The organism is Sporosarcina sp. P37 (genome assembly GCF_002109365.1).
In the GTDB taxonomy this organism is placed as follows: Bacteria; Bacillota; Bacilli; order Bacillales_A; family Planococcaceae; genus Sporosarcina.
In genome coordinates, this window is sequence record NZ_CP015349.1 from 793,692 (window position 1) to 811,304 (window position 17,613).

The following is a 17,613-nucleotide window of genomic DNA, read 5'->3' on the forward strand; positions in this document are numbered from 1 at the left end:
TATTCTGCATTAAAAAACCTATTAACTGTTACGTTAATAGGTTCCGTATTATTACATGCCACGTTCTTCATACACGACTTTTTCCACTGCCAGCGCCACATTAATATGCACGTTGGGATCGAGCGGATGCGGCACGAGATCATCGCGCTTTGTACTTTCCACAATTGCCTCAGCTGCTGCAATCAGCATCGGGTATGTGATCTCTTTTGCGTTCGCATTTAATGCGCCGCGGAAAATTCCCGGGAAACCAAGGATGTTATTGACCAGACGGCCGTCTGCTGCATAGGCTGCACCTGCTTCGAGTGCCGCATCCGGCGCAATTTCAGCATTTGGATTCGACAAAGCTAAAATGATCTGTCCTTTGCGCACCATCTCCGGTTTAATCAGATTGGCAACTCCTGTTGTCGCGATGACTAAATCACAAGTTGCCATGATTTCCTCCATTGAGTCAACCACAGTTCCGCCGCACTCGGCCAGCATGTCCGCCGCTCGCGGGTTTGGATCGGAGCCTTTCATTTCTGCGACGCCGTACGCCATAAGCATCCGGCTGATTGCCAGACCTGCTGCGCCTAAACCAATCTGACCGACTGAGGAGTTTTCCAAATCTACACCGACATGTTTACAAGCCGTGAGTGCCGCCGCAAGTGCGACAACCGCAGTGCCGTGCTGATCATCATGCATAACAGGAATCGGCAGTTCTTTTTTTAAGCGCTGTTCAATCTCGAAACAATGCGGGGAGCCGATGTCTTCCAACAAAATCGCACCAAATCCTTGATGGATATGCTTTATTGTCTCTACCACTTCATCAGGATCACTCGTATTCAGCAGGATTGGAATCCCGCTGATGCCGACGAATTGGTCAAACAATACAGCTTTTCCTTCCATGACCGGCATGCCTGCAACCGGACCAATATTACCAAGCCCTAAAATTGCCGTTCCGTCCGTAACGATGGCGACTGTATTCGATATGCCTGTAAAATAATTTGCCTGTTCCGGATCTTCCTCGATTGTTTTGCAGACACTCGCAACACCCGGTGTATAGACTCTGCGCAAATCTGCCAGTGAACGAATCTCATGTGCTGCCTTCATATGAATTTTTCCGCCTTCATGCACCTGAAGCACATCATCCGTCACGGCATGCACTTTAATCCCATGCTTCAAGTTTTCGATCGCTTCCACGATTTCTGCTAAATGCTCTTTATCATTACATTGAAGCGCAATTTCCCGGATTGTGGAAACAGTTCCCACTTTGATTGTCTGTATATCTCCGATGTCACCGTTAAGCTGTCCGATTGCCATCGTGACTTTACCTAAATTTCCCGGTTTGGAAGGTGTTTCGATAATTACATTACGCAAAAATTGACCTTGAGCCATAGTCAGCCCACCTCCTGCTTAGTTTCATATATGTATTCTACCAGTGTTTCTGATTACTTCCATCAAAAAACACACATCTCAAATCATACATGAGATGTGTGTTTGCCAATCAAGCCCTGATATCAATGGACACACCTTTGGTAGGATGTGCCGCAGGCTGACTTTCAAGGCCATTCAGCATTTCTGACACAGCAGAAGCATCCATTGAAAGAGCTTTATTCATAATACTCATTTGAACGGTTGACTGCAGACTTCTCAACTGACTGGACATAATTGAACTAATATCCATTTCGTTCAACCCCTTTCTCATGTTCACTTCTTAGTATCGGTCAATTTCTTGCTGAATGAAGAATATTACTCGTTTGTTTCACCCAGGAATGCATTCAGCATCCATTGATGCTTCTCTACACTCTGATAAATAGCGTTCAGCATATCTTCTGTCCTGTCATCCGAATCTTTCGATGCAAATTCCATTGCTTTTTTCAGCGACTTCATCGTTTTATCGAAATCGTCTACTAATGTTTGGACCATATCATTCGCCTTTTCCGTCCCTTTTGCTTCATCGACAACGGACTCATTCAAATGCTGGGCTAATGTCGCAGTCGGTTCGCCGCCTAATGTCAGCACACGTTCTGCAATTTCATCCATATGCACAGTTGCTTCATTGTATAGTTCTTCAAATTTCGCATGCAGTGTGAAGAATTGATTTCCTTTTACATACCAGTGATAGTTATGAAGTTTCGCATACAGCACTGACCACGTGGATACTTGCTTGTTTAACTCTTGAATTAATTCTTTAGACATAAAAAAACACTCCTCTGATTGTTTTAAGCTTCTCTCTGTTAATTTACCACGTTAGCCGGTAAACTAAACCTACTTATATCGGAAGGTGATCTCTTTGTTGAAAAAAGTCTTAGTAGCACTGATCCGTTTCTATCAAAAGTTTATTTCGCCATTATCTGCCCCTTCTTGCCGTTTTTATCCGACTTGCTCCCACTACGGTGTCGAGGCTATCGAAACGCATGGTGCGCTTAAGGGCACTTGGCTTGCGGTAAAAAGGATTTTAAAATGTCATCCTCTTCACAAAGGCGGATTTGATCCGGTGCCTCCCAAAAAGTCTCATAAGAAATAATGATAACTAGGTTGCAATCATAAATCATATCTTGTATGATGAGAAAACAATCTAAATAGTAATCATTCCGATTACGTCACGGAGGCTTTATAATGAAAATACGTTTTCTGCTGCTGGCGGCTTTATTGCTCGTTTTAAGCGGATGCACCCAGAACAAAACCAATGAACAAGATACGAAGACGTCCGACAAGTTACTGGTTTATACAACTGTCTATCCATTGCAATACTTCACTGAACGCATCGGCGGGGAATTTGTGGATGTGAAATCCATCTATCCGCCGGGAACAGACGAGCATGTGTTTGAGCCTACACAAAAAGATATGATGTCACTTGCAAAAGGTGATTTATTCTTTTATATCGGATTAGGTTTAGAAGGCTTTGTACAAAAGACAGAAAAAACCTTGCAGAATGAAGATATCCAGTTCGTTCCGATCGCAGATTCTATTGATCCTGAAGAACTCGAAGAAGGACATTCACATGAAGATGAATCTGAAGAAGAACATGAGGGACATCAGCATGAAGATACAGTTGACCCTCACGTTTGGATTTCTCCTTACCTCAGCACGAAGCTTGCAGAAAAAATTACGCAGGAGCTTTCAGATGAACTTCCCGAGCATGCTGATTTTTTCAAACAGAACTTTGATGCGCTTTATGATGAACTGGAAGAGCTGGACCGAAAATATAAAACGATGGCGGATGCCGCACCAAACAAAACATTCTTTGTTTCTCACCAGGCATTCGGCTACTTGGCAGACGCCTACGGTTTACAGCAGCTGGCAGTTTCAGGTCTGGACACACAAAATGAACCATCGCAAAAACAGCTCGCGGCGCTAGTAAAAGAAGCAAAAGAAAAAGACATTCAGTATATCTTATTTGAACAGAACGTCAGCTCAAAATTAGCTGAAGTCATCAAAAAAGAACTGAATGCCGAAGCATTGACGCTGCATAATTTGAGTGTGCTCACAGAAGAGGACATCCAAAATGAAGAAACATACTTTACACTTATGGAATATAATTTGGATGTATTGAAAAAAGCGTTAACTAATTAACAGTGGAGTTCGCCTCCACTGTTTTTTTACAGCCATTTTTTCAATTCAAAACGCATCAGCTTGTTGGACGCATTGCGCGGCAGCTGCTCGACAAAGTGAAATTCTTTCGGCAGTTTATAACGAGCCAGACGCAGCTCACAGAACTTCAGCAGTTCTTCTTCATTCGCTGAACCGACAATGAACGCAACAGGCACTTGTCCCCACGCCGGATCTTCTTTGCCGCATACTCCTGCCTCACTGACGGACGGGTGTGCGAGCAGAATATTTTCCACTTCGGCAGGATAAATATTTTCTCCTCCTGAAATGATCAAATCTGCCCGTCTGTCCACGATGAACAAATACCCTTCTTCATCCAGATAGCCCATATCGCCTGTCGCAAGCCAGCCGTCTTCAGTCAAAGCCTTCCTCGCCTGTTGACTGCCAATGTATCCAGGCGTAACATGAGGCCCTTTAATCAGCACTTCCCCAACTTCTCCTGGATGATCGGTATCTTTAATTGCAATTTGATTAAAGAACAGCGGTTTGCCGGCAGAACCGAGTTTACGGGCCGCATCCGCTTTCCCGAGTGCAGTTGTCTGAGAAGACGTTTCAGTCATGCCGTACGTCTGGAGAATTGGCAAGCCGCAGTCAGCCGCACGCTCCAGATAATCGAGCGGCACCGGCCCGCCACCGACCAGCATCGTCCGGAATACAGGATGTGCTTTACACTCTTGCTTTTCCATCACACGAACAATCTGATCCAATGTCAGCGCAACAACTGACATGGCGGTTACATGTCCCGCGATAATTTGTGCCGCAGCTTCCTCTGCATCAAATTTTTCATACAGCCGCATTTCCATCCCGTAAATCACTGAACGAATAATGATCGACAGACCGCTAATATGAAACAGAGGCATCATGCACAGCCAGGAATCCCGGTCAGTCAGCCCTAGATTGAGTGCAGAAGCCAATGCACTGGCCGTATGATTTCCCGCAGTCTGTCGCACTCCTTTTGGAACACCTGTTGTGCCTGACGTGTACATAATGGATAGCGTCTGATCTTCCATCCATAATTCCTTCACAGCGAATTCGGCCGTATTTGACTGACGCACTGTTGAATAAAGCAGGCATGGCGCACGAAGTAATTCAGGCGCAGAATGAATGCGATCGTCAATCAGCACCATCTTCGCTTCCGAATCGTTTACTTGCCAGCGCAGCTCCTCTTCCGTCAACCGGTTGTTCAGACAGACGACTTCCGCACTCAACAGCCAGCACGCATGGATAAACAGTACCGTTTGTTCATTGGACTGACTGAGAAGTGCCACCCGGCTTTCAGGCTCGACACCCAGATGATGCAGCTGCTGTGCAATTTCCAATGCTTGATCATACAGCTCCCGGTACGACCAGTGTACTTCACCGGTAACCAATGCAGATGCATCCGGTGTCAATTTTGCCCGTTGCAGAAGCCAATTTGGAATCATCATGATGTACCCTCCAATAAAAAATGACGTAATGAAAAAGCTGCCTGTAGCAGGCAGCTTTGTTGTTTAAGGGAAGCGCGGGAATTGATCGAAGTCCGGCTTGCGCTTTTCTTTAAACGCATCGCGTCCCTCTTTCGCTTCTTCCGTTGTGTAATAAAGCAATGTTGCGTCTCCGGCTAATTGCTGAAGTCCAGCCAAGCCGTCTGTGTCTGCGTTCATTGCTGCTTTTAGGAAGCGGAGTGCAGTCGGGCTCTTGCCAAGCATTTCTTCACACCACTGAACCGTTTCATCTTCAAGCTGCTCGTACGGGACTACTGTGTTGACTAAGCCCATGTCAAGTGCTTCCTGCGCATCATACTGACGGCACAAGTACCAGATTTCACGCGCTTTCTTATGTCCGACGATACGTGCGAGGTATCCTGAGCCATAGCCTGCGTCGAATGAACCGACAGTAGGTCCTGTCTGTCCGAAACGTGCATTGTCAGCTGCGATTGTCAAATCACATACTACATGCAGTACGTGACCGCCGCCGATAGCATACCCTGCAACCATTGCGACTACTGGCTTTGGAATTACACGAATTAAACGCTGCAGATCCAATACATTCAAACGCGGAATTTCGTCATCTCCAACATATCCGCCGTGACCGCGAACGGATTGATCGCCTCCTGAACAGAAAGCTTTCTCCCCTTCTCCAGTGAGTACGATAACGCCGATCCGCTCATCATCTCTTGCACGTGAGAATGCATCGATCATTTCCATTACAGTTTTTGGACGGAATGCATTGCGCACTTCCGGACGATTGATTGTGATTTTTGCGATACCATTGTACATTTCGTACTTGATATCATCATATGTACGAAGCGTTTCCCATTGACGGGTCATAGTTAATTCCTCCTCAGTCTTTATATTGTTTTCAAATAACTCTTTACCATTGTAGCAAATTGTCGCGGTTTTTCCACGTGAATTGCATGGCCTGCGTCTTTTATCGTTTCATGCTGCGCATTCGGCAAGATGTTCATCATTTCCCGAGCAATAGTTTCAAATTTCTCGTCTTTACTGCCAGTGATCAATAAAACAGGAAGTGTCAATTGCTCAAGCTGTTGCCAGTAAGAAGGCTGACTGCCCGTGCCAACGCCCCGCAAACTGTTCGCAAGACCCATTGCCCGCTGATTCAGCCGTTCATTCCGTACCGCCAGCTGACGGCTCTCTGACAGTTTTTTCTGGGAATGAAACAGGGGAATATCCTGCCAGAAGTCAGTAAACTTTTCGATTCCTTCACTTTCCACACGGTCTGCAAGCTTGCTGTCTGCGGAAATCCTGGCAAGCCGTTCATCCGCTGTCCGCAAGCCCGGTGAACTGCTTTCGAGGATAAGGCATGCCACGTCTTCAGGATGGCTGACTGTGTAACCAAGAGCGATGCGTCCGCCCATGGAATAGCCAAGAAAGACAGGCCGATTCACTTTAAGCGTCTGCAGCACTTCGCGGAGATCAGCGACCTGTTCTTCCATACGGTAACGTTCAGCTGACAAAGGTGCTTCCGTCTTACCGTGGCCGATCAAGTCGACTGTAATTACATGGTATTCTTCCTTCAGATCCCCGATAGTTTCCTCCCACGTGGCGGTTGATCCCGTGAAACCGTGCAGCATGACAAGAGCAGGCAGCCGTTCATCGCCAAATCGCGCAATGTGCGTTTCTACCCCTCTGACATTCAGCCATTCAGTTGCCAACGCGTTCCACTCTCCTTGCAATTTCACGCCATACAGCGCGGTGTGCTTCGACGTTATCCGCCCGGACGGTCTCCACTTCAATCATCCGCAATGCAGCATTTTTTTCGGCTTGCATCGTTCGTTCAAATGCTTCGATTGTATTCACTTCGTCGTATTGCGCTTCATACATCGCGGCGAGATGACCAAACTTCAAATTAGTTGGCGTGCCGAATAATTGCTCATAGTGCATTTCCACAGAGGCCTGCGGTAAATAAGAAAAGATGCCGCCTCCATTATTATTAATCAGGACAATTGTCAGATCTGTCTGCTGCAGCCTGGAGATGATCAGACCGTTGATATCATGCAAAAATGCCAGATCACCAATTAATAAATAGGTTTTGCGTTTCCGGCCTTCCTGAATGCCAAGCGCAGTCGACACAACGCCGTCAATGCCATTCGTTCCTCTATTGCAGAACAATGAAATGTCCCTGCCTGTCTTTTGAAAATGGGTATCCAGATCCCGGATCGGCATACTGCTGCTGCATACGACATCTGAGCCATCAGGCAGATTGGCAATGAACTGACGAACAAAATGGCCTTCGTCTCCGGCAAATTGCTTGTCTTCATTCATCACTTCAGCGGAAATGTGATTGGCTTCAACCCACCGTTGCGTGTAGCTTGTACGTTCACGTTCCATAAGGGCTTGTTGCCAGACACTCGCATCACTTGCCTGCAGATGATGTGTCGTTAGGCCAATCGGATCCCGGTAGTTGGGTGAATCATCGACGACAATATACGTTTTGGGACAGCTCTTCTGCAGAAATAACAGCAATGGTTTCGATACAGGCTGCGGACCAAAACGAATGACACAATCCGGCTGAACGCGCGCACTGAACACTTCACTCTTCAGCAAGGCATCATATTGATCGATGCATAAATCCAGGCAATCCTCCGGCACTTGTGAACGCAAATTAGATAACGGATCACATAAAACTGGCCACTGGAGAGCTTTGGCGAACTTCCAGAAGAGGTCTTTGCAGAGTGTCGGCGGCTGTTCGCCCACTACGATAATCCCCTTGACAGAACTTGTAATGGCCTGATGAAGCAGTTGTTTCATTTCATCAGTAACTGCCAGTTCTGCAGCGAGCTGCTGCTGAACCCGGGTTTCAGGCAAAGCGGCTTCTAAATCTATCAGCAGCGGTTCGCGGAACGGTATATTCATATGAACAGGTCCCTTCGGCGCAGTTTTTGCCACAGAAAGAAGCCGAAAAGCCCGCTGTTCCATATAACGTAAAATATCTTCGCGGTGCTCCGGTATAGGAAAGTCCACGCTTTCTTTTACATGCTCCCCAAACATACGAATTTGATCGATCGCCTGCGGAGCACCCACTTCACGTAATTCGTGCGGACGATCCGCTGTGATGACAATCAGCGGCAGACGTGCGTAAAATGCTTCAGTAACCGCCGGGTGATAATTCGAGGCAGCTGTTCCTGATGTACATAACAGCACAACAGGCTTTCCTGTTGCTTTTACTAAGCCCAGCGCATAAAAAGCAGCTGATCGTTCATCTGTATGGATATATGTCTGCATGTCCTTGGACGCCGTCAGGGCATAAGCAAGCGGTGTCGATCTGGAACCCGGACTGATCACCGCTTTATTCGCTCCTTGACGCAGCAGAACACTCGTTAAACGAAGCACATAATTGGTTAACCCTGTTTCATGATCATTCATGTAAACGTCCTCCGAGCGCGCGTAACACAGGGCGGAACTTCACCCATGTTTCCGCATATTCTTCTGCAGGTGCAGAATCGGCTACGATCCCCCCGCCGGCGTACAAATACGCATCTTTGCCGGTCAATAGACCAGACCGGATGGCTACTGCAAACTCCCCGTTGCCCGCTGAATCTACCCAGCCGATCGGTCCTGCGTAAAAGCCGCGGTCCATCTGCTCTTCTTCCCGAATGATTTCCAGCGCTTTCTGACGCGGAACCCCTCCAAGGGCAGGTGTCGGGTGGAGTGCCTCCACGAGACGGAAAATATCCATATCTTCCGCAAGGTCTCCTTCGACAGGCGTGAATAAATGCTGAATGTCCCGCACCTTCAGCAGCTTAGGGGTTTTGCTCACTTGAAGTGAAGTACAGAATTCCGAAAAGACATGAGTAATCATATCGACAACATATTGATGCTCTTCCCGGTTCTTTTTATCGCGCAGCAGAGTTTCCCCTAACTGCTGGTCTTCCTGCGACGTTTTTCCGCGTTTAATGGAACCCGCTACACAGGCAGAATAGGCATGTCCTTTTGAAATCTCCACCAAGCGTTCAGGTGTGGCTCCAAAGAACATGTCATCGCCAATCTGCAGACCGAAATGATAGCTCGCTGATTGTTCATTCGTAATCGTATGCAAAGCTGCGGCCTTTTGGAATTCCTCTTCAAATGTCAATTTTATCTTGCGGGCAATGACGACTTTTTCTGCGGCCTGTGCTTTGATTTGTGATGTTGCCTGCTCCACTGCTTTCATATAGCGATCAGTGGCCAGCTCCGTTTGTTCCAGCAGAGCCGGCTTTCCATGAAATATGAATTCATCTACTTGGGCAATGTGAATCAGCCGGTCACGCTCTTGACGCAGCGCTTCGAAATCAGCAGCCGCTTGCGGTTCTTCTGTGATGTAATTAATGGACACGTACGTTTTTCCTTTTTCAATTTTTAATTGAATTAAAGGCACTGTGAAATAAGCGGCAGGAAACGCATTCCACTCATCATCCTGACGTGTGCCGGGATCAAAAGAAAATCCTCCGAATAAAACCGGATCTATGTCTTTCTCTTCTTTAATCAATCCTTCGCATAATGATTTCCATTGTGCAGAAATGGATTGAAAACGATCGTTCTCTGCGGTGAGAACAGTTGCCTGTCCCAATCCGACAAGCTTCACTGTTTTATCTGCATTTTGCCAAAAGAAACGATGGCCGCCGTAATGTGACAGACCCGCTTCAAAAAAAGCCAGCGGACTGAGCGTCTCCACTTCAATTGTTTCCGTAAAAAAACGAGAATCAGTGCCTGTTGCCGGAACCGTCCTCTCTCGATCGGTCAATTTCCGATTCATCCCACTCTCTCCTTATCATCAAGCATATGTTTTTCGACATTTTACGTTCAGACATACGTTCACTGAACAATAAGTACCTCTATTCTAGCACATTGAAGCCTTTACTTTATATGATATTGACTTGTTAAGTTTAGGGTCATTCGACAATTATCTTAAGCTGCTGCCTCTTCATACCTAACTGCTTGCTTTTGTTGTATAATAACTAATGATGACTTTATATAAGGAGAGATTACCCGTGCAACACACAATAGAAACAGATACCGGCTGGCGAATCTGGTGGCAGCTGACAAGGCCCCACACATTGACCGCTGCGTTTGCCCCCGTCTTTTTAGGCACTATGATTGCACTGCAATACGGTCCGCTTCATTTTCCGTTATTCCTTGCGATGCTTGTCGCCAGCCTGTTTTTACAGATGGCGACCAATATGTTCAACGAATACTATGACTTTAAAAGAGGCTTGGACGATGAGCATTCTATCGGCATCGGCGGTACTATCGTACGCAATGGTGTTCAGCCGAAAACGGTATTGAATCTGGCGCTTTTGCTGTATGGCTTAGCCGTTCTTCTTGGAATTTATATTTGTATGGGAACCTCCTGGTGGCTTGCCGCGGTAGGTTCTGTTGCGATGCTGATTGGCTATTTGTATACAGGCGGCCCTTATCCAATCGCCTATACGCCTTTCGGTGAACTGGTTTCAGGATTCGTTATGGGCATGCTGCTGATTCTGATTGCATTCTACATTCAGACGGGAACAGTTACAGGGAATGCAATTCTTTTATCCGTGCCAAGTATGCTCTTAGTCGGCGCTATTATGCTGGCGAATAACATCCGGGATATCGTTCAGGACACTAGAGGCGGCAGAAAAACAATGGCGATCCTGACGGGGCGAAATAATGCCGTGACGATTTTGGCCGCATTCTTCATCGTTTCTTATGTCTGGATCATTGCACTTGTATTGACAGACCATGTATCTGCCTGGGCATTACTCGTACTGATCAGCATACCCAAACCGCTACATGCAGTGAAAACGTTCAGAAAATATGAGCAGCCATTACAGGTAATGCCTGCCATGAAAGATACAGGCGTCACCAATACACTGTTCGGCCTGCTTCTTGGAATCGGTATCCTCATCGCACACTTCATCTGAATAAACTGTAATAGAAACGTCTACACTTCAAAAGGTAGGCGTTTTTTTATTGGAAAGGTTTACTCTTCCTCCTAAAAAGGGAATGACTGAAATAAGAAAGACATACAGAAAGGACCGTGACGACTTTGTTGACTACCAAACAATTACAGCAACTAGAAAAAGAATTACGTGATATGGAGGAACGTTTGACTGAAACTGAAAGCGAAACAAATATTGTAAAAACTGCGCAGGAAGACGTGGGCGAATTGTCCATGTATGACAATCATCCCGCAGATATGGGAACAGAATTATATGAACGTGAAAAAGATATCGCACTCAATACACATGCGGAAGGCGAGCTGGAAAAGGTCCAGAAAGCGCTCCAGGCTATCAAGGATGGCACGTACGGAACTTGCGAGGTATGCGGCAAGGAAATACAGGCGGAGCGGTTAGAAGCCATCCCCTACACTACGGTGTGTATCGAGGATGCGCAAAAAGATGTCCCTGATGACAGGCCGGCAGAAGATGATCTGTTAATCATGGCGGAGCCTAATTCGTTCGCTGCCAGAAGACAAGGCGAGGCCAGGGATTATGAAGACAGCTTCCAGGAAATCGCAAAATCAGGAACTTCCGAAACGCCCTCAGACTTCATGGGCAATGAAAATCGTGATTATGAAGATCTATACGACGAAGAAAATGAAGATGGTGCGGAAGAATATGAGGAATTTGCAGTAACCGATATCACAGGTGAACCGGCCGGCATTGTCCACAATGAAGAAGTCGCCGAATATGAAGACGAACTGGATGAAGCCGGAATGGAATCTCCATTAGGCGATATCCCCTATCATAAAGGTGACAGCTATATCGATTCAAATAAAGACAAGTAACAAAAAAGGACATCCCTTGAAGCACTGTGATGTGCGGGGATGTCCTTTTGCCACCTTTTAGTATGCGAGCATGCGCAAAGCATAGTTTGCATTCTGGAAAGGCACCGTTAAGAATCCACTTTCCTTACTGCTTGATGCAGTAAAATTGACGAAACAAAAAAGGTATTGCACAGATGTGCAATACCTTTTTCAATATGACCCCTACGGGATTCGAACCCGTGATACCGCCGTGAAAGGGCGGTGTCTTAACCGCTTGACCAAGGGGCCTGAATATTATGGCGGAGAAGGAGGGATTCGAACCCTCGCGCCGCTTTCGCGACCTACACCCTTAGCAGGGGCGCCTCTTGAGCCACTTGAGTACTTCCCCATTAATAAAAATTGGCTCCGCAGGTAAGATTCGAACTTACGACCGATCGGTTAACAGCCGATTGCTCTACCACTGAGCTACTGCGGAATGGTGGGCCTAAGTGGACTCGAACCACCGACCTCACGCTTATCAGGCGTGCGCTCTAACCAGCTGAGCTATAGGCCCCTAATGGAGCGGGTGAAGGGAATCGAACCCTCATCATCAGCTTGGAAGGCTGAGGTTTTACCACTAAACTACACCCGCATTTATGGTGGCTCAGGACGGAATCGAACCGCCGACACAAGGATTTTCAGTCCTTTGCTCTACCGACTGAGCTACTGAGCCACTAATGGTATTTTGACAATGACGCTTGTAAAAGCGTATGTAATAAATGGCGGTCCCGACGGGAATCGAACCCGCGATCTCCTGCGTGACAGGCAGGCATGTTAACCGCTACACCACGGGACCTTGGTTGCGGGGGCAGGATTTGAACCTGCGACCTTTGGGTTATGAGCCCAACGAGCTACCACTGCTCCACCCCGCGATAATATAAATGTCTCTTGCTTACTTAACGACTTTATTATCTTAACATAATAACTTACTAAAGTAAAGCTAAAGTTTAAGTAAATATGGCGGAGGAAGAGGGATTCGAACCCCCGCGGGCTTTAACACCCCTGTCGGTTTTCAAGACCGATCCCTTCAGCCAGGCTTGGGTATTCCTCCGTGGTATAAGTAAACTGGTGGACCTTGCAGGACTCGAACCTGCGACCGGACGGTTATGAGCCGTCTGCTCTAACCAACTGAGCTAAAGGTCCTTAGATAGCGGCGGAGGGAGTCGAACCCACGACCTTACGGGTATGAACCGTATGCTCTAGCCAGCTGAGCTACACCGCCATAATTAGTCAGTCTTAAATTAATATTGGTGGAGCCTAACGGGATCGAACCGTTGACCTCCTGCGTGCAAGGCAGGCGCTCTCCCAGCTGAGCTAAGGCCCCAATAAGTGGTCGGGAAGACAGGATTCGAACCTGCGACCCCTTGGTCCCAAACCAAGTGCTCTACCAAGCTGAGCTACTTCCCGACAGTATATGAATAATGTTGTTTAAATTATGGCGCGCCCGGCAGGAGTCGAACCCACAACCTTCTGATCCGTAGTCAGACGCTCTATCCAATTGAGCTACGGGCGCATATATAATTGGTGCCGAGAACCGGAATCGAACCGGTACGGTAGTCACCTACCGCAGGATTTTAAGTCCTGTGCGTCTGCCAGTTCCGCCACCCCGGCAGGAGTGGTAAATTAAAAGCGGAAGACGGGATTCGAACCCGCGACCCCGACCTTGGCAAGGTCGTATTCTACCACTGAACTACTTCCGCATAAAAGATGCGGGTGAAGGGAGTCGAACCCCCACGCCCGAAGGCACTAGATCCTAAGTCTAGCGTGTCTGCCAGTTCCACCACACCCGCGATATGTTACGGCAAAAATAATGGTGAGCCGTACAGGATTCGAACCTGTGACCCTCTGATTAAAAGTCAGATGCTCTACCAACTGAGCTAACGGCTCGTACTAAAATGGTGCCGGCGAAAGGACTTGAACCCTCAACCTACTGATTACAAGTCAGTTGCTCTACCAGTTGAGCTACACCGGCAAGTGTAGAATGTATATGGTGGAGGATGACGGGCTCGAACCGCCGACCCCCTGCTTGTAAGGCAGGTGCTCTCCCAGCTGAGCTAATCCTCCTGGGTAAAATTGCGACAAACTTCGCATTACTGCGTCAGCTGTATTCGCTTATGATATGTTTATGTGCGCAGCTTCTTTTTCTTCATGATCTTTTGACTATGTATGGCATATCCAATTGAAATCTTAAGAAAAGAATTGCCTGGCAATGTCCTACTCTCACAGGGGGAAACCCCCAACTACCATCGGCGCTGAAGAGCTTAACTTCCGTGTTCGGTATGGGAACGGGTGTGACCTCTTCGCCATCATTACCAGACTGTTTGTCCTCTTAGCGGACATTTACTATTGTAACACTGTTTAAAAATAAAGCAAGTGTTATTTTAGTAATTTAAGTGAATTTTTATTCACTCAAAACTGAATAAAAGACATTGGGTCATTCAAGTAACTTCTTTTTATAATAGGTTAAGTCCTCGATCGATTAGTATCTGTCAGCTGCATACGTCGCCGTACTTCCACCCCAGACCTATCCACCTCATCATCTTTGAGGGATCTTACTTACTTGCGTAATGGGAAATCTCATCTTGAAGGGGGCTTCATGCTTAGATGCTTTCAGCATTTATCCCGTCCATACATAGCTACCCAGCGATGCCTTTGGCAAGACAACTGGTACACCAGCGGTATGTCCATCCCGGTCCTCTCGTACTAAGGACAGCTCTCCTCAAATTTCCTGCGCCCGCGACGGATAGGGACCGAACTGTCTCACGACGTTCTGAACCCAGCTCGCGTGCCGCTTTAATGGGCGAACAGCCCAACCCTTGGGACCGACTACAGCCCCAGGATGCGACGAGCCGACATCGAGGTGCCAAACCTCCCCGTCGATGTGGACTCTTGGGGGAGATAAGCCTGTTATCCCCGGGGTAGCTTTTATCCGTTGAGCGATGGCCCTTCCATGCGGAACCACCGGATCACTAAGTCCGTCTTTCGACCCTGCTCGACTTGTAGGTCTCGCAGTCAAGCTCCCTTATGCCTTTGCACTCTGCGAATGATGTCCAACCATTCTGAGGGAACCTTTGAGCGCCTCCGTTACTCTTTAGGAGGCGACCGCCCCAGTCAAACTGCCCACCTGACACTGTCTCCTGCCCGGATCACGGGCAAGGGTTAGAAGTCCAATACAGCCAGGGTAGTATCCCACCAATGCCTCCTCCGAAGCTGGCGCTCCGGAATCCAAGGCTCCTACCTATCCTGTACAGGCTGCACCGGAATTCAATATCAGGCTACAGTAAAGCTCCACGGGGTCTTTCCGTCCTGTCGCGGGTAATGCGCATCTTCACGCATATTATAATTTCACCGAGTCTCTCGTTGAGACAGTGCCCAGATCGTTACGCCTTTCGTGCGGGTCGGAACTTACCCGACAAGGAATTTCGCTACCTTAGGACCGTTATAGTTACGGCCGCCGTTTACTGGGGCTTCAATTCAGAGCTTCGCTTGCGCTAACCCCTCCTCTTAACCTTCCAACACCGGGCAGGCGTCAGCCCCTATACGTCATCTTACGATTTTGCAGAGACCTGTGTTTTTGCTAAACAGTCGCCTGGGCCTATTCACTGCGGCTCTCTCGGGCTATTCACCCTACCAGAGCACCCCTTCTCCCGAAGTTACGGGGTCATTTTGCCGAGTTCCTTAACGAGAGTTCTCTCGATCACCTTAGGATTCTCTCCTCGCCTACCTGTGTCGGTTTGCGGTACAGGCACCTCCCGCCTCGCTAGAGGCTTTTCTTGGCAGTGTGAAATCAGGGACTCCGGAGATAAATCTCCTTGCCATCACAGCCTAGTGTTATATGAGAACGGGATTTGCCTCGTTCTCCACCTCACTGCTTAGACACACAACCAACTGTGTGCTCACCCTATCCTACTGCGTCCCCCCATTACTCAAACGGCGGGGAGGTGGTACAGGAATATCAACCTGTTGTCCATCGTCTACGCCTATCGGCCTCGACTTAGGTCCTGACTAACCCTGAGCGGACGAGCCTTCCTCAGGAAACCTTGGGCATTCGGTGGAAGGGATTCTCACCCTTCTTTCGCTACTCATACCGGCATTCTCACTTCCAAGCGCTCCACCAGTCCTTCCGGTCCAGCTTCAACGCCCTTGGAACGCTCTCCTACCATTGACCATTCGGTCAATCCACAGCTTCGGTGATCTGTTTAGCCCCGGTACATTTTCGGCGCAGCGCCACTCGACCAGTGAGCTATTACGCACTCTTTAAATGATGGCTGCTTCTAAGCCAACATCCTGGTTGTCTGGGCAACGCCACATCCTTTTCCACTTAACAGATACTTGGGGACCTTAGCTGGTGGTCTGGGCTGTTTCCCTCTCGACAATGGATCTTATCACCCACTGTCTGACTCCCAAACATAAATCATCGGCATTCGGAGTTTGTCTGAATTCGGTAACCCGGGATGGGCCCCTCGTCCAAACAGTGCTCTACCTCCGAGATTCTTTCGTTTGAGGCTAGCCCTAAAGCTATTTCGGAGAGAACCAGCTATCTCCAGGTTCGATTGGAATTTCACCGCTACCCACACCTCATCCCCGCATTTTTCAACATACGTGGGTTCGGGCCTCCAGTCAGTGTTACCTGACCTTCACCCTGGACATGGGTAGATCACCTGGTTTCGGGTCTACGACCCCATACTCATTCGCCCTATTCAGACTCGCTTTCGCTGCGGCTCCGCTTTCTCAGCTTAACCTTGCATGGAATCGTAACTCGCCGGTTCATTCTACAAAAGGCACGCCATCACCCATTAACGGGCTCTGACAATTTGTAAGCGCACGGTTTCAGGTTCTATTTCACTCCCCTTCCGGGGTGCTTTTCACCTTTCCCTCACGGTACTGGTTCACTATCGGTCACTAGGGAGTATTTAGCCTTGGGAGATGGTCCTCCCGGATTCCGACGGAATTTCACGTGTTCCGCCGTACTCAGGATCCACTCTGGAGGGAATGCACTTTCGACTACGGGGCTTTTACCCGCTGCGGCGGACCTTTCCAGGTCGCTTCGTCTAATGCATTCCTTTGTAACTCCGTATAGAGTGTCCTACAACCCCAAGAAGCAAGCTTCTTGGTTTGGGCTCTTCCCGTTTCGCTCGCCGCTACTAAGGGAATCGATGTTTCTTTCTCTTCCTCCGGGTACTTAGATGTTTCAGTTCTCCGGGTGTGCCACGAGTATGCTATGTATTCACATACACGTACTGTCCCATTACGGACAGTGGGTTTCCCCATTCGGAAATCTTCGGATCAAAGCTTACTTACAGCTCCCCGAAGCATATCGGTGTTAGTGCCGTCCTTCATCGGCTCCTAGTGCCAAGGCATCCGCCGTGCGCCCTTTCTAACTTAACCTATAAAAGGTCCAACGTCATCCTAGCGATAGGAATCAGAAGGTTAAAAAGATTGCTTGAACTGCATATGACTATGCAATTCGGTTGATTACTTGATTACTTTCAATGTCGTTTTATCCAGTTTTCAATGAACAAATAAATGGTGGAGCCTAACGGGATCGAACCGTTGACCTCCTGCGTGCAAGGCAGGCGCTCTCCCAGCTGAGCTAAGGCCCCGGGAATAAAAAGAGAGAAGAGTTATGGTGGGCCTAAGTGGACTCGAACCACCGACCTCACGCTTATCAGGCGTGCGCTCTAACCAGCTGAGCTATAGGCCCCTCTTTCTATGTATGAAGTTCACAAGAACCTTCAAAACTGAACGCAAAACGTT

Annotated in this window: 12 protein-coding genes, 22 tRNA genes and 2 rRNA genes; 4 read left to right on the forward strand and 32 right to left on the reverse strand. The window is 48.0% G+C overall.

Annotated elements, in window-relative coordinates; all coding sequences use genetic code 11:
• Positions 1 to 51: 51 nt before the first annotated feature.
• The 3 genes from SporoP37_RS04160 to SporoP37_RS04170 form a co-directional block, all read right to left on the reverse strand.
• Positions 52 to 1,374 carry an NAD-dependent malic enzyme gene (locus tag SporoP37_RS04160; protein WP_085430336.1) on the reverse strand — a complete coding sequence of 441 codons (1,323 nt, stop codon included), beginning with the start codon at positions 1,372 to 1,374 and terminating at the stop codon, positions 52 to 54.
• Positions 1,375 to 1,483: 109 nt separating this feature from the next.
• Positions 1,484 to 1,663: a putative motility protein gene (locus tag SporoP37_RS04165; RefSeq protein WP_081242468.1), complete on the reverse strand. Its 180-nt coding sequence runs from the start codon at positions 1,661 to 1,663 to the stop codon at positions 1,484 to 1,486.
• Between the two features lie 65 nt (positions 1,664 to 1,728).
• Positions 1,729 to 2,178, reverse strand: coding sequence for a Dps family protein (locus SporoP37_RS04170; protein WP_081242469.1), 450 nt, complete (start codon positions 2,176 to 2,178; stop codon positions 1,729 to 1,731).
• 94 nt (positions 2,179 to 2,272) lie between these two features.
• Between SporoP37_RS04170 and yidD the strand changes: the two genes are divergently transcribed.
• Both yidD and SporoP37_RS04180 read left to right on the forward strand, forming a co-directional pair.
• Complete coding sequence (yidD, locus tag SporoP37_RS04175) at positions 2,273 to 2,506, forward strand: membrane protein insertion efficiency factor YidD (RefSeq protein WP_369821954.1); 234 nt, start codon at positions 2,273 to 2,275, stop codon at positions 2,504 to 2,506.
• 92 nt (positions 2,507 to 2,598) lie between these two features.
• Positions 2,599 to 3,555: a metal ABC transporter solute-binding protein, Zn/Mn family gene (locus SporoP37_RS04180; protein ID WP_081242471.1), complete on the forward strand. Its 957-nt coding sequence runs from the start codon at positions 2,599 to 2,601 to the stop codon at positions 3,553 to 3,555.
• Positions 3,556 to 3,581: 26 nt separating this feature from the next.
• On the opposite strand, the gene SporoP37_RS04185 is transcribed toward SporoP37_RS04180, so the two are convergent.
• From SporoP37_RS04185 to SporoP37_RS04205, 5 genes are all read right to left on the reverse strand, one after another.
• Positions 3,582 to 5,018, reverse strand: a complete 1,437-nt coding sequence (locus tag SporoP37_RS04185; RefSeq protein WP_198160049.1) for an o-succinylbenzoate--CoA ligase — start codon at positions 5,016 to 5,018, stop codon at positions 3,582 to 3,584.
• A gap of 63 nt (positions 5,019 to 5,081) precedes the next feature.
• Positions 5,082 to 5,900, reverse strand: coding sequence for a 1,4-dihydroxy-2-naphthoyl-CoA synthase (gene menB, locus SporoP37_RS04190; protein ID WP_081242472.1), 819 nt, complete (start codon positions 5,898 to 5,900; stop codon positions 5,082 to 5,084).
• Between the two features lie 20 nt (positions 5,901 to 5,920).
• Positions 5,921 to 6,745 (reverse strand): 2-succinyl-6-hydroxy-2,4-cyclohexadiene-1-carboxylate synthase, encoded by an 825-nt coding sequence (gene menH, locus SporoP37_RS04195; RefSeq protein ID WP_196796842.1) that lies wholly within the window; start codon positions 6,743 to 6,745, stop codon positions 5,921 to 5,923.
• Positions 6,735 to 8,456 (reverse strand): 2-succinyl-5-enolpyruvyl-6-hydroxy-3-cyclohexene-1-carboxylic-acid synthase, encoded by a 1,722-nt coding sequence (gene menD / locus SporoP37_RS04200; RefSeq protein WP_081242473.1) that lies wholly within the window; start codon positions 8,454 to 8,456, stop codon positions 6,735 to 6,737. Before menD ends, menH begins: the two co-directional genes overlap by 11 nt.
• The gene (locus SporoP37_RS04205) at positions 8,449 to 9,825 is read right to left on the reverse strand and encodes an isochorismate synthase (RefSeq protein WP_085430337.1); all 1,377 of its coding nucleotides are present in this window, start codon (positions 9,823 to 9,825) and stop codon (positions 8,449 to 8,451) included. Before SporoP37_RS04205 ends, menD begins: the two co-directional genes overlap by 8 nt.
• Positions 9,826 to 10,060: 235 nt before the next feature.
• Between SporoP37_RS04205 and SporoP37_RS04210 the strand changes: the two genes are divergently transcribed.
• Both SporoP37_RS04210 and SporoP37_RS04215 read left to right on the forward strand, forming a co-directional pair.
• Complete coding sequence (locus SporoP37_RS04210) at positions 10,061 to 10,972, forward strand: 1,4-dihydroxy-2-naphthoate polyprenyltransferase (protein ID WP_099662800.1); 912 nt, start codon at positions 10,061 to 10,063, stop codon at positions 10,970 to 10,972.
• A 116-nt stretch (positions 10,973 to 11,088) separates the two neighbouring features.
• The gene (locus SporoP37_RS04215; RefSeq protein ID WP_231293292.1) at positions 11,089 to 11,838 is read left to right on the forward strand and encodes a TraR/DksA C4-type zinc finger protein; all 750 of its coding nucleotides are present in this window, start codon (positions 11,089 to 11,091) and stop codon (positions 11,836 to 11,838) included.
• A gap of 195 nt (positions 11,839 to 12,033) precedes the next feature.
• On the opposite strand, the gene SporoP37_RS04220 is transcribed toward SporoP37_RS04215, so the two are convergent.
• The 24 genes from SporoP37_RS04220 to SporoP37_RS04335 all read right to left on the reverse strand — a co-directional run bounded on the left by SporoP37_RS04220 (position 12,034) and on the right by SporoP37_RS04335 (position 17,560).
• Positions 12,034 to 12,105 (reverse strand) — tRNA-Glu (locus tag SporoP37_RS04220).
• Positions 12,106 to 12,114: 9 nt separating this feature from the next.
• Positions 12,115 to 12,205, reverse strand: a tRNA-Ser gene (locus tag SporoP37_RS04225).
• A 12-nt stretch (positions 12,206 to 12,217) separates the two neighbouring features.
• A tRNA-Asn gene (locus SporoP37_RS04230) sits at positions 12,218 to 12,292 on the reverse strand.
• A 1-nt stretch (position 12,293) separates the two neighbouring features.
• Positions 12,294 to 12,370 (reverse strand) — tRNA-Ile (locus tag SporoP37_RS04235).
• Positions 12,371 to 12,374: 4 nt separating this feature from the next.
• Positions 12,375 to 12,448, reverse strand: a tRNA-Gly gene (locus tag SporoP37_RS04240).
• Positions 12,449 to 12,453: 5 nt separating this feature from the next.
• A tRNA-Phe gene (locus tag SporoP37_RS04245) sits at positions 12,454 to 12,529 on the reverse strand.
• 47 nt (positions 12,530 to 12,576) lie between these two features.
• Positions 12,577 to 12,652 (reverse strand) — tRNA-Asp (locus tag SporoP37_RS04250).
• Position 12,653: 1 nt separating this feature from the next.
• A tRNA-Met gene (locus SporoP37_RS04255) sits at positions 12,654 to 12,728 on the reverse strand.
• A gap of 86 nt (positions 12,729 to 12,814) precedes the next feature.
• Positions 12,815 to 12,907, reverse strand: a tRNA-Ser gene (locus SporoP37_RS04260).
• 15 nt (positions 12,908 to 12,922) lie between these two features.
• Positions 12,923 to 12,999, reverse strand: a tRNA-Ile gene (locus SporoP37_RS04265).
• 5 nt (positions 13,000 to 13,004) lie between these two features.
• Positions 13,005 to 13,078, reverse strand: a tRNA-Met gene (locus SporoP37_RS04270).
• Positions 13,079 to 13,104: 26 nt separating this feature from the next.
• Positions 13,105 to 13,180: transfer RNA gene (locus tag SporoP37_RS04275), tRNA-Ala, on the reverse strand.
• Between the two features lie 6 nt (positions 13,181 to 13,186).
• Positions 13,187 to 13,263, reverse strand: a tRNA-Pro gene (locus SporoP37_RS04280).
• A 29-nt stretch (positions 13,264 to 13,292) separates the two neighbouring features.
• Positions 13,293 to 13,369, reverse strand: a tRNA-Arg gene (locus SporoP37_RS04285).
• Between the two features lie 9 nt (positions 13,370 to 13,378).
• Positions 13,379 to 13,467: transfer RNA gene (locus SporoP37_RS04290), tRNA-Leu, on the reverse strand.
• Between the two features lie 17 nt (positions 13,468 to 13,484).
• Positions 13,485 to 13,556 (reverse strand) — tRNA-Gly (locus SporoP37_RS04295).
• An 8-nt stretch (positions 13,557 to 13,564) separates the two neighbouring features.
• A tRNA-Leu gene (locus SporoP37_RS04300) sits at positions 13,565 to 13,646 on the reverse strand.
• A gap of 21 nt (positions 13,647 to 13,667) precedes the next feature.
• A tRNA-Lys gene (locus SporoP37_RS04305) sits at positions 13,668 to 13,743 on the reverse strand.
• Between the two features lie 9 nt (positions 13,744 to 13,752).
• A tRNA-Thr gene (locus SporoP37_RS04310) sits at positions 13,753 to 13,828 on the reverse strand.
• A 16-nt stretch (positions 13,829 to 13,844) separates the two neighbouring features.
• Positions 13,845 to 13,920, reverse strand: a tRNA-Val gene (locus tag SporoP37_RS04315).
• 137 nt (positions 13,921 to 14,057) lie between these two features.
• Positions 14,058 to 14,173, reverse strand: a 5S ribosomal RNA gene (rrf, locus tag SporoP37_RS04320).
• A gap of 142 nt (positions 14,174 to 14,315) precedes the next feature.
• Positions 14,316 to 17,244, reverse strand: a 23S ribosomal RNA gene (locus SporoP37_RS04325).
• A gap of 139 nt (positions 17,245 to 17,383) precedes the next feature.
• A tRNA-Ala gene (locus SporoP37_RS04330) sits at positions 17,384 to 17,459 on the reverse strand.
• A 24-nt stretch (positions 17,460 to 17,483) separates the two neighbouring features.
• Positions 17,484 to 17,560, reverse strand: a tRNA-Ile gene (locus tag SporoP37_RS04335).
• Positions 17,561 to 17,613: the final 53 nt, after the last annotated feature.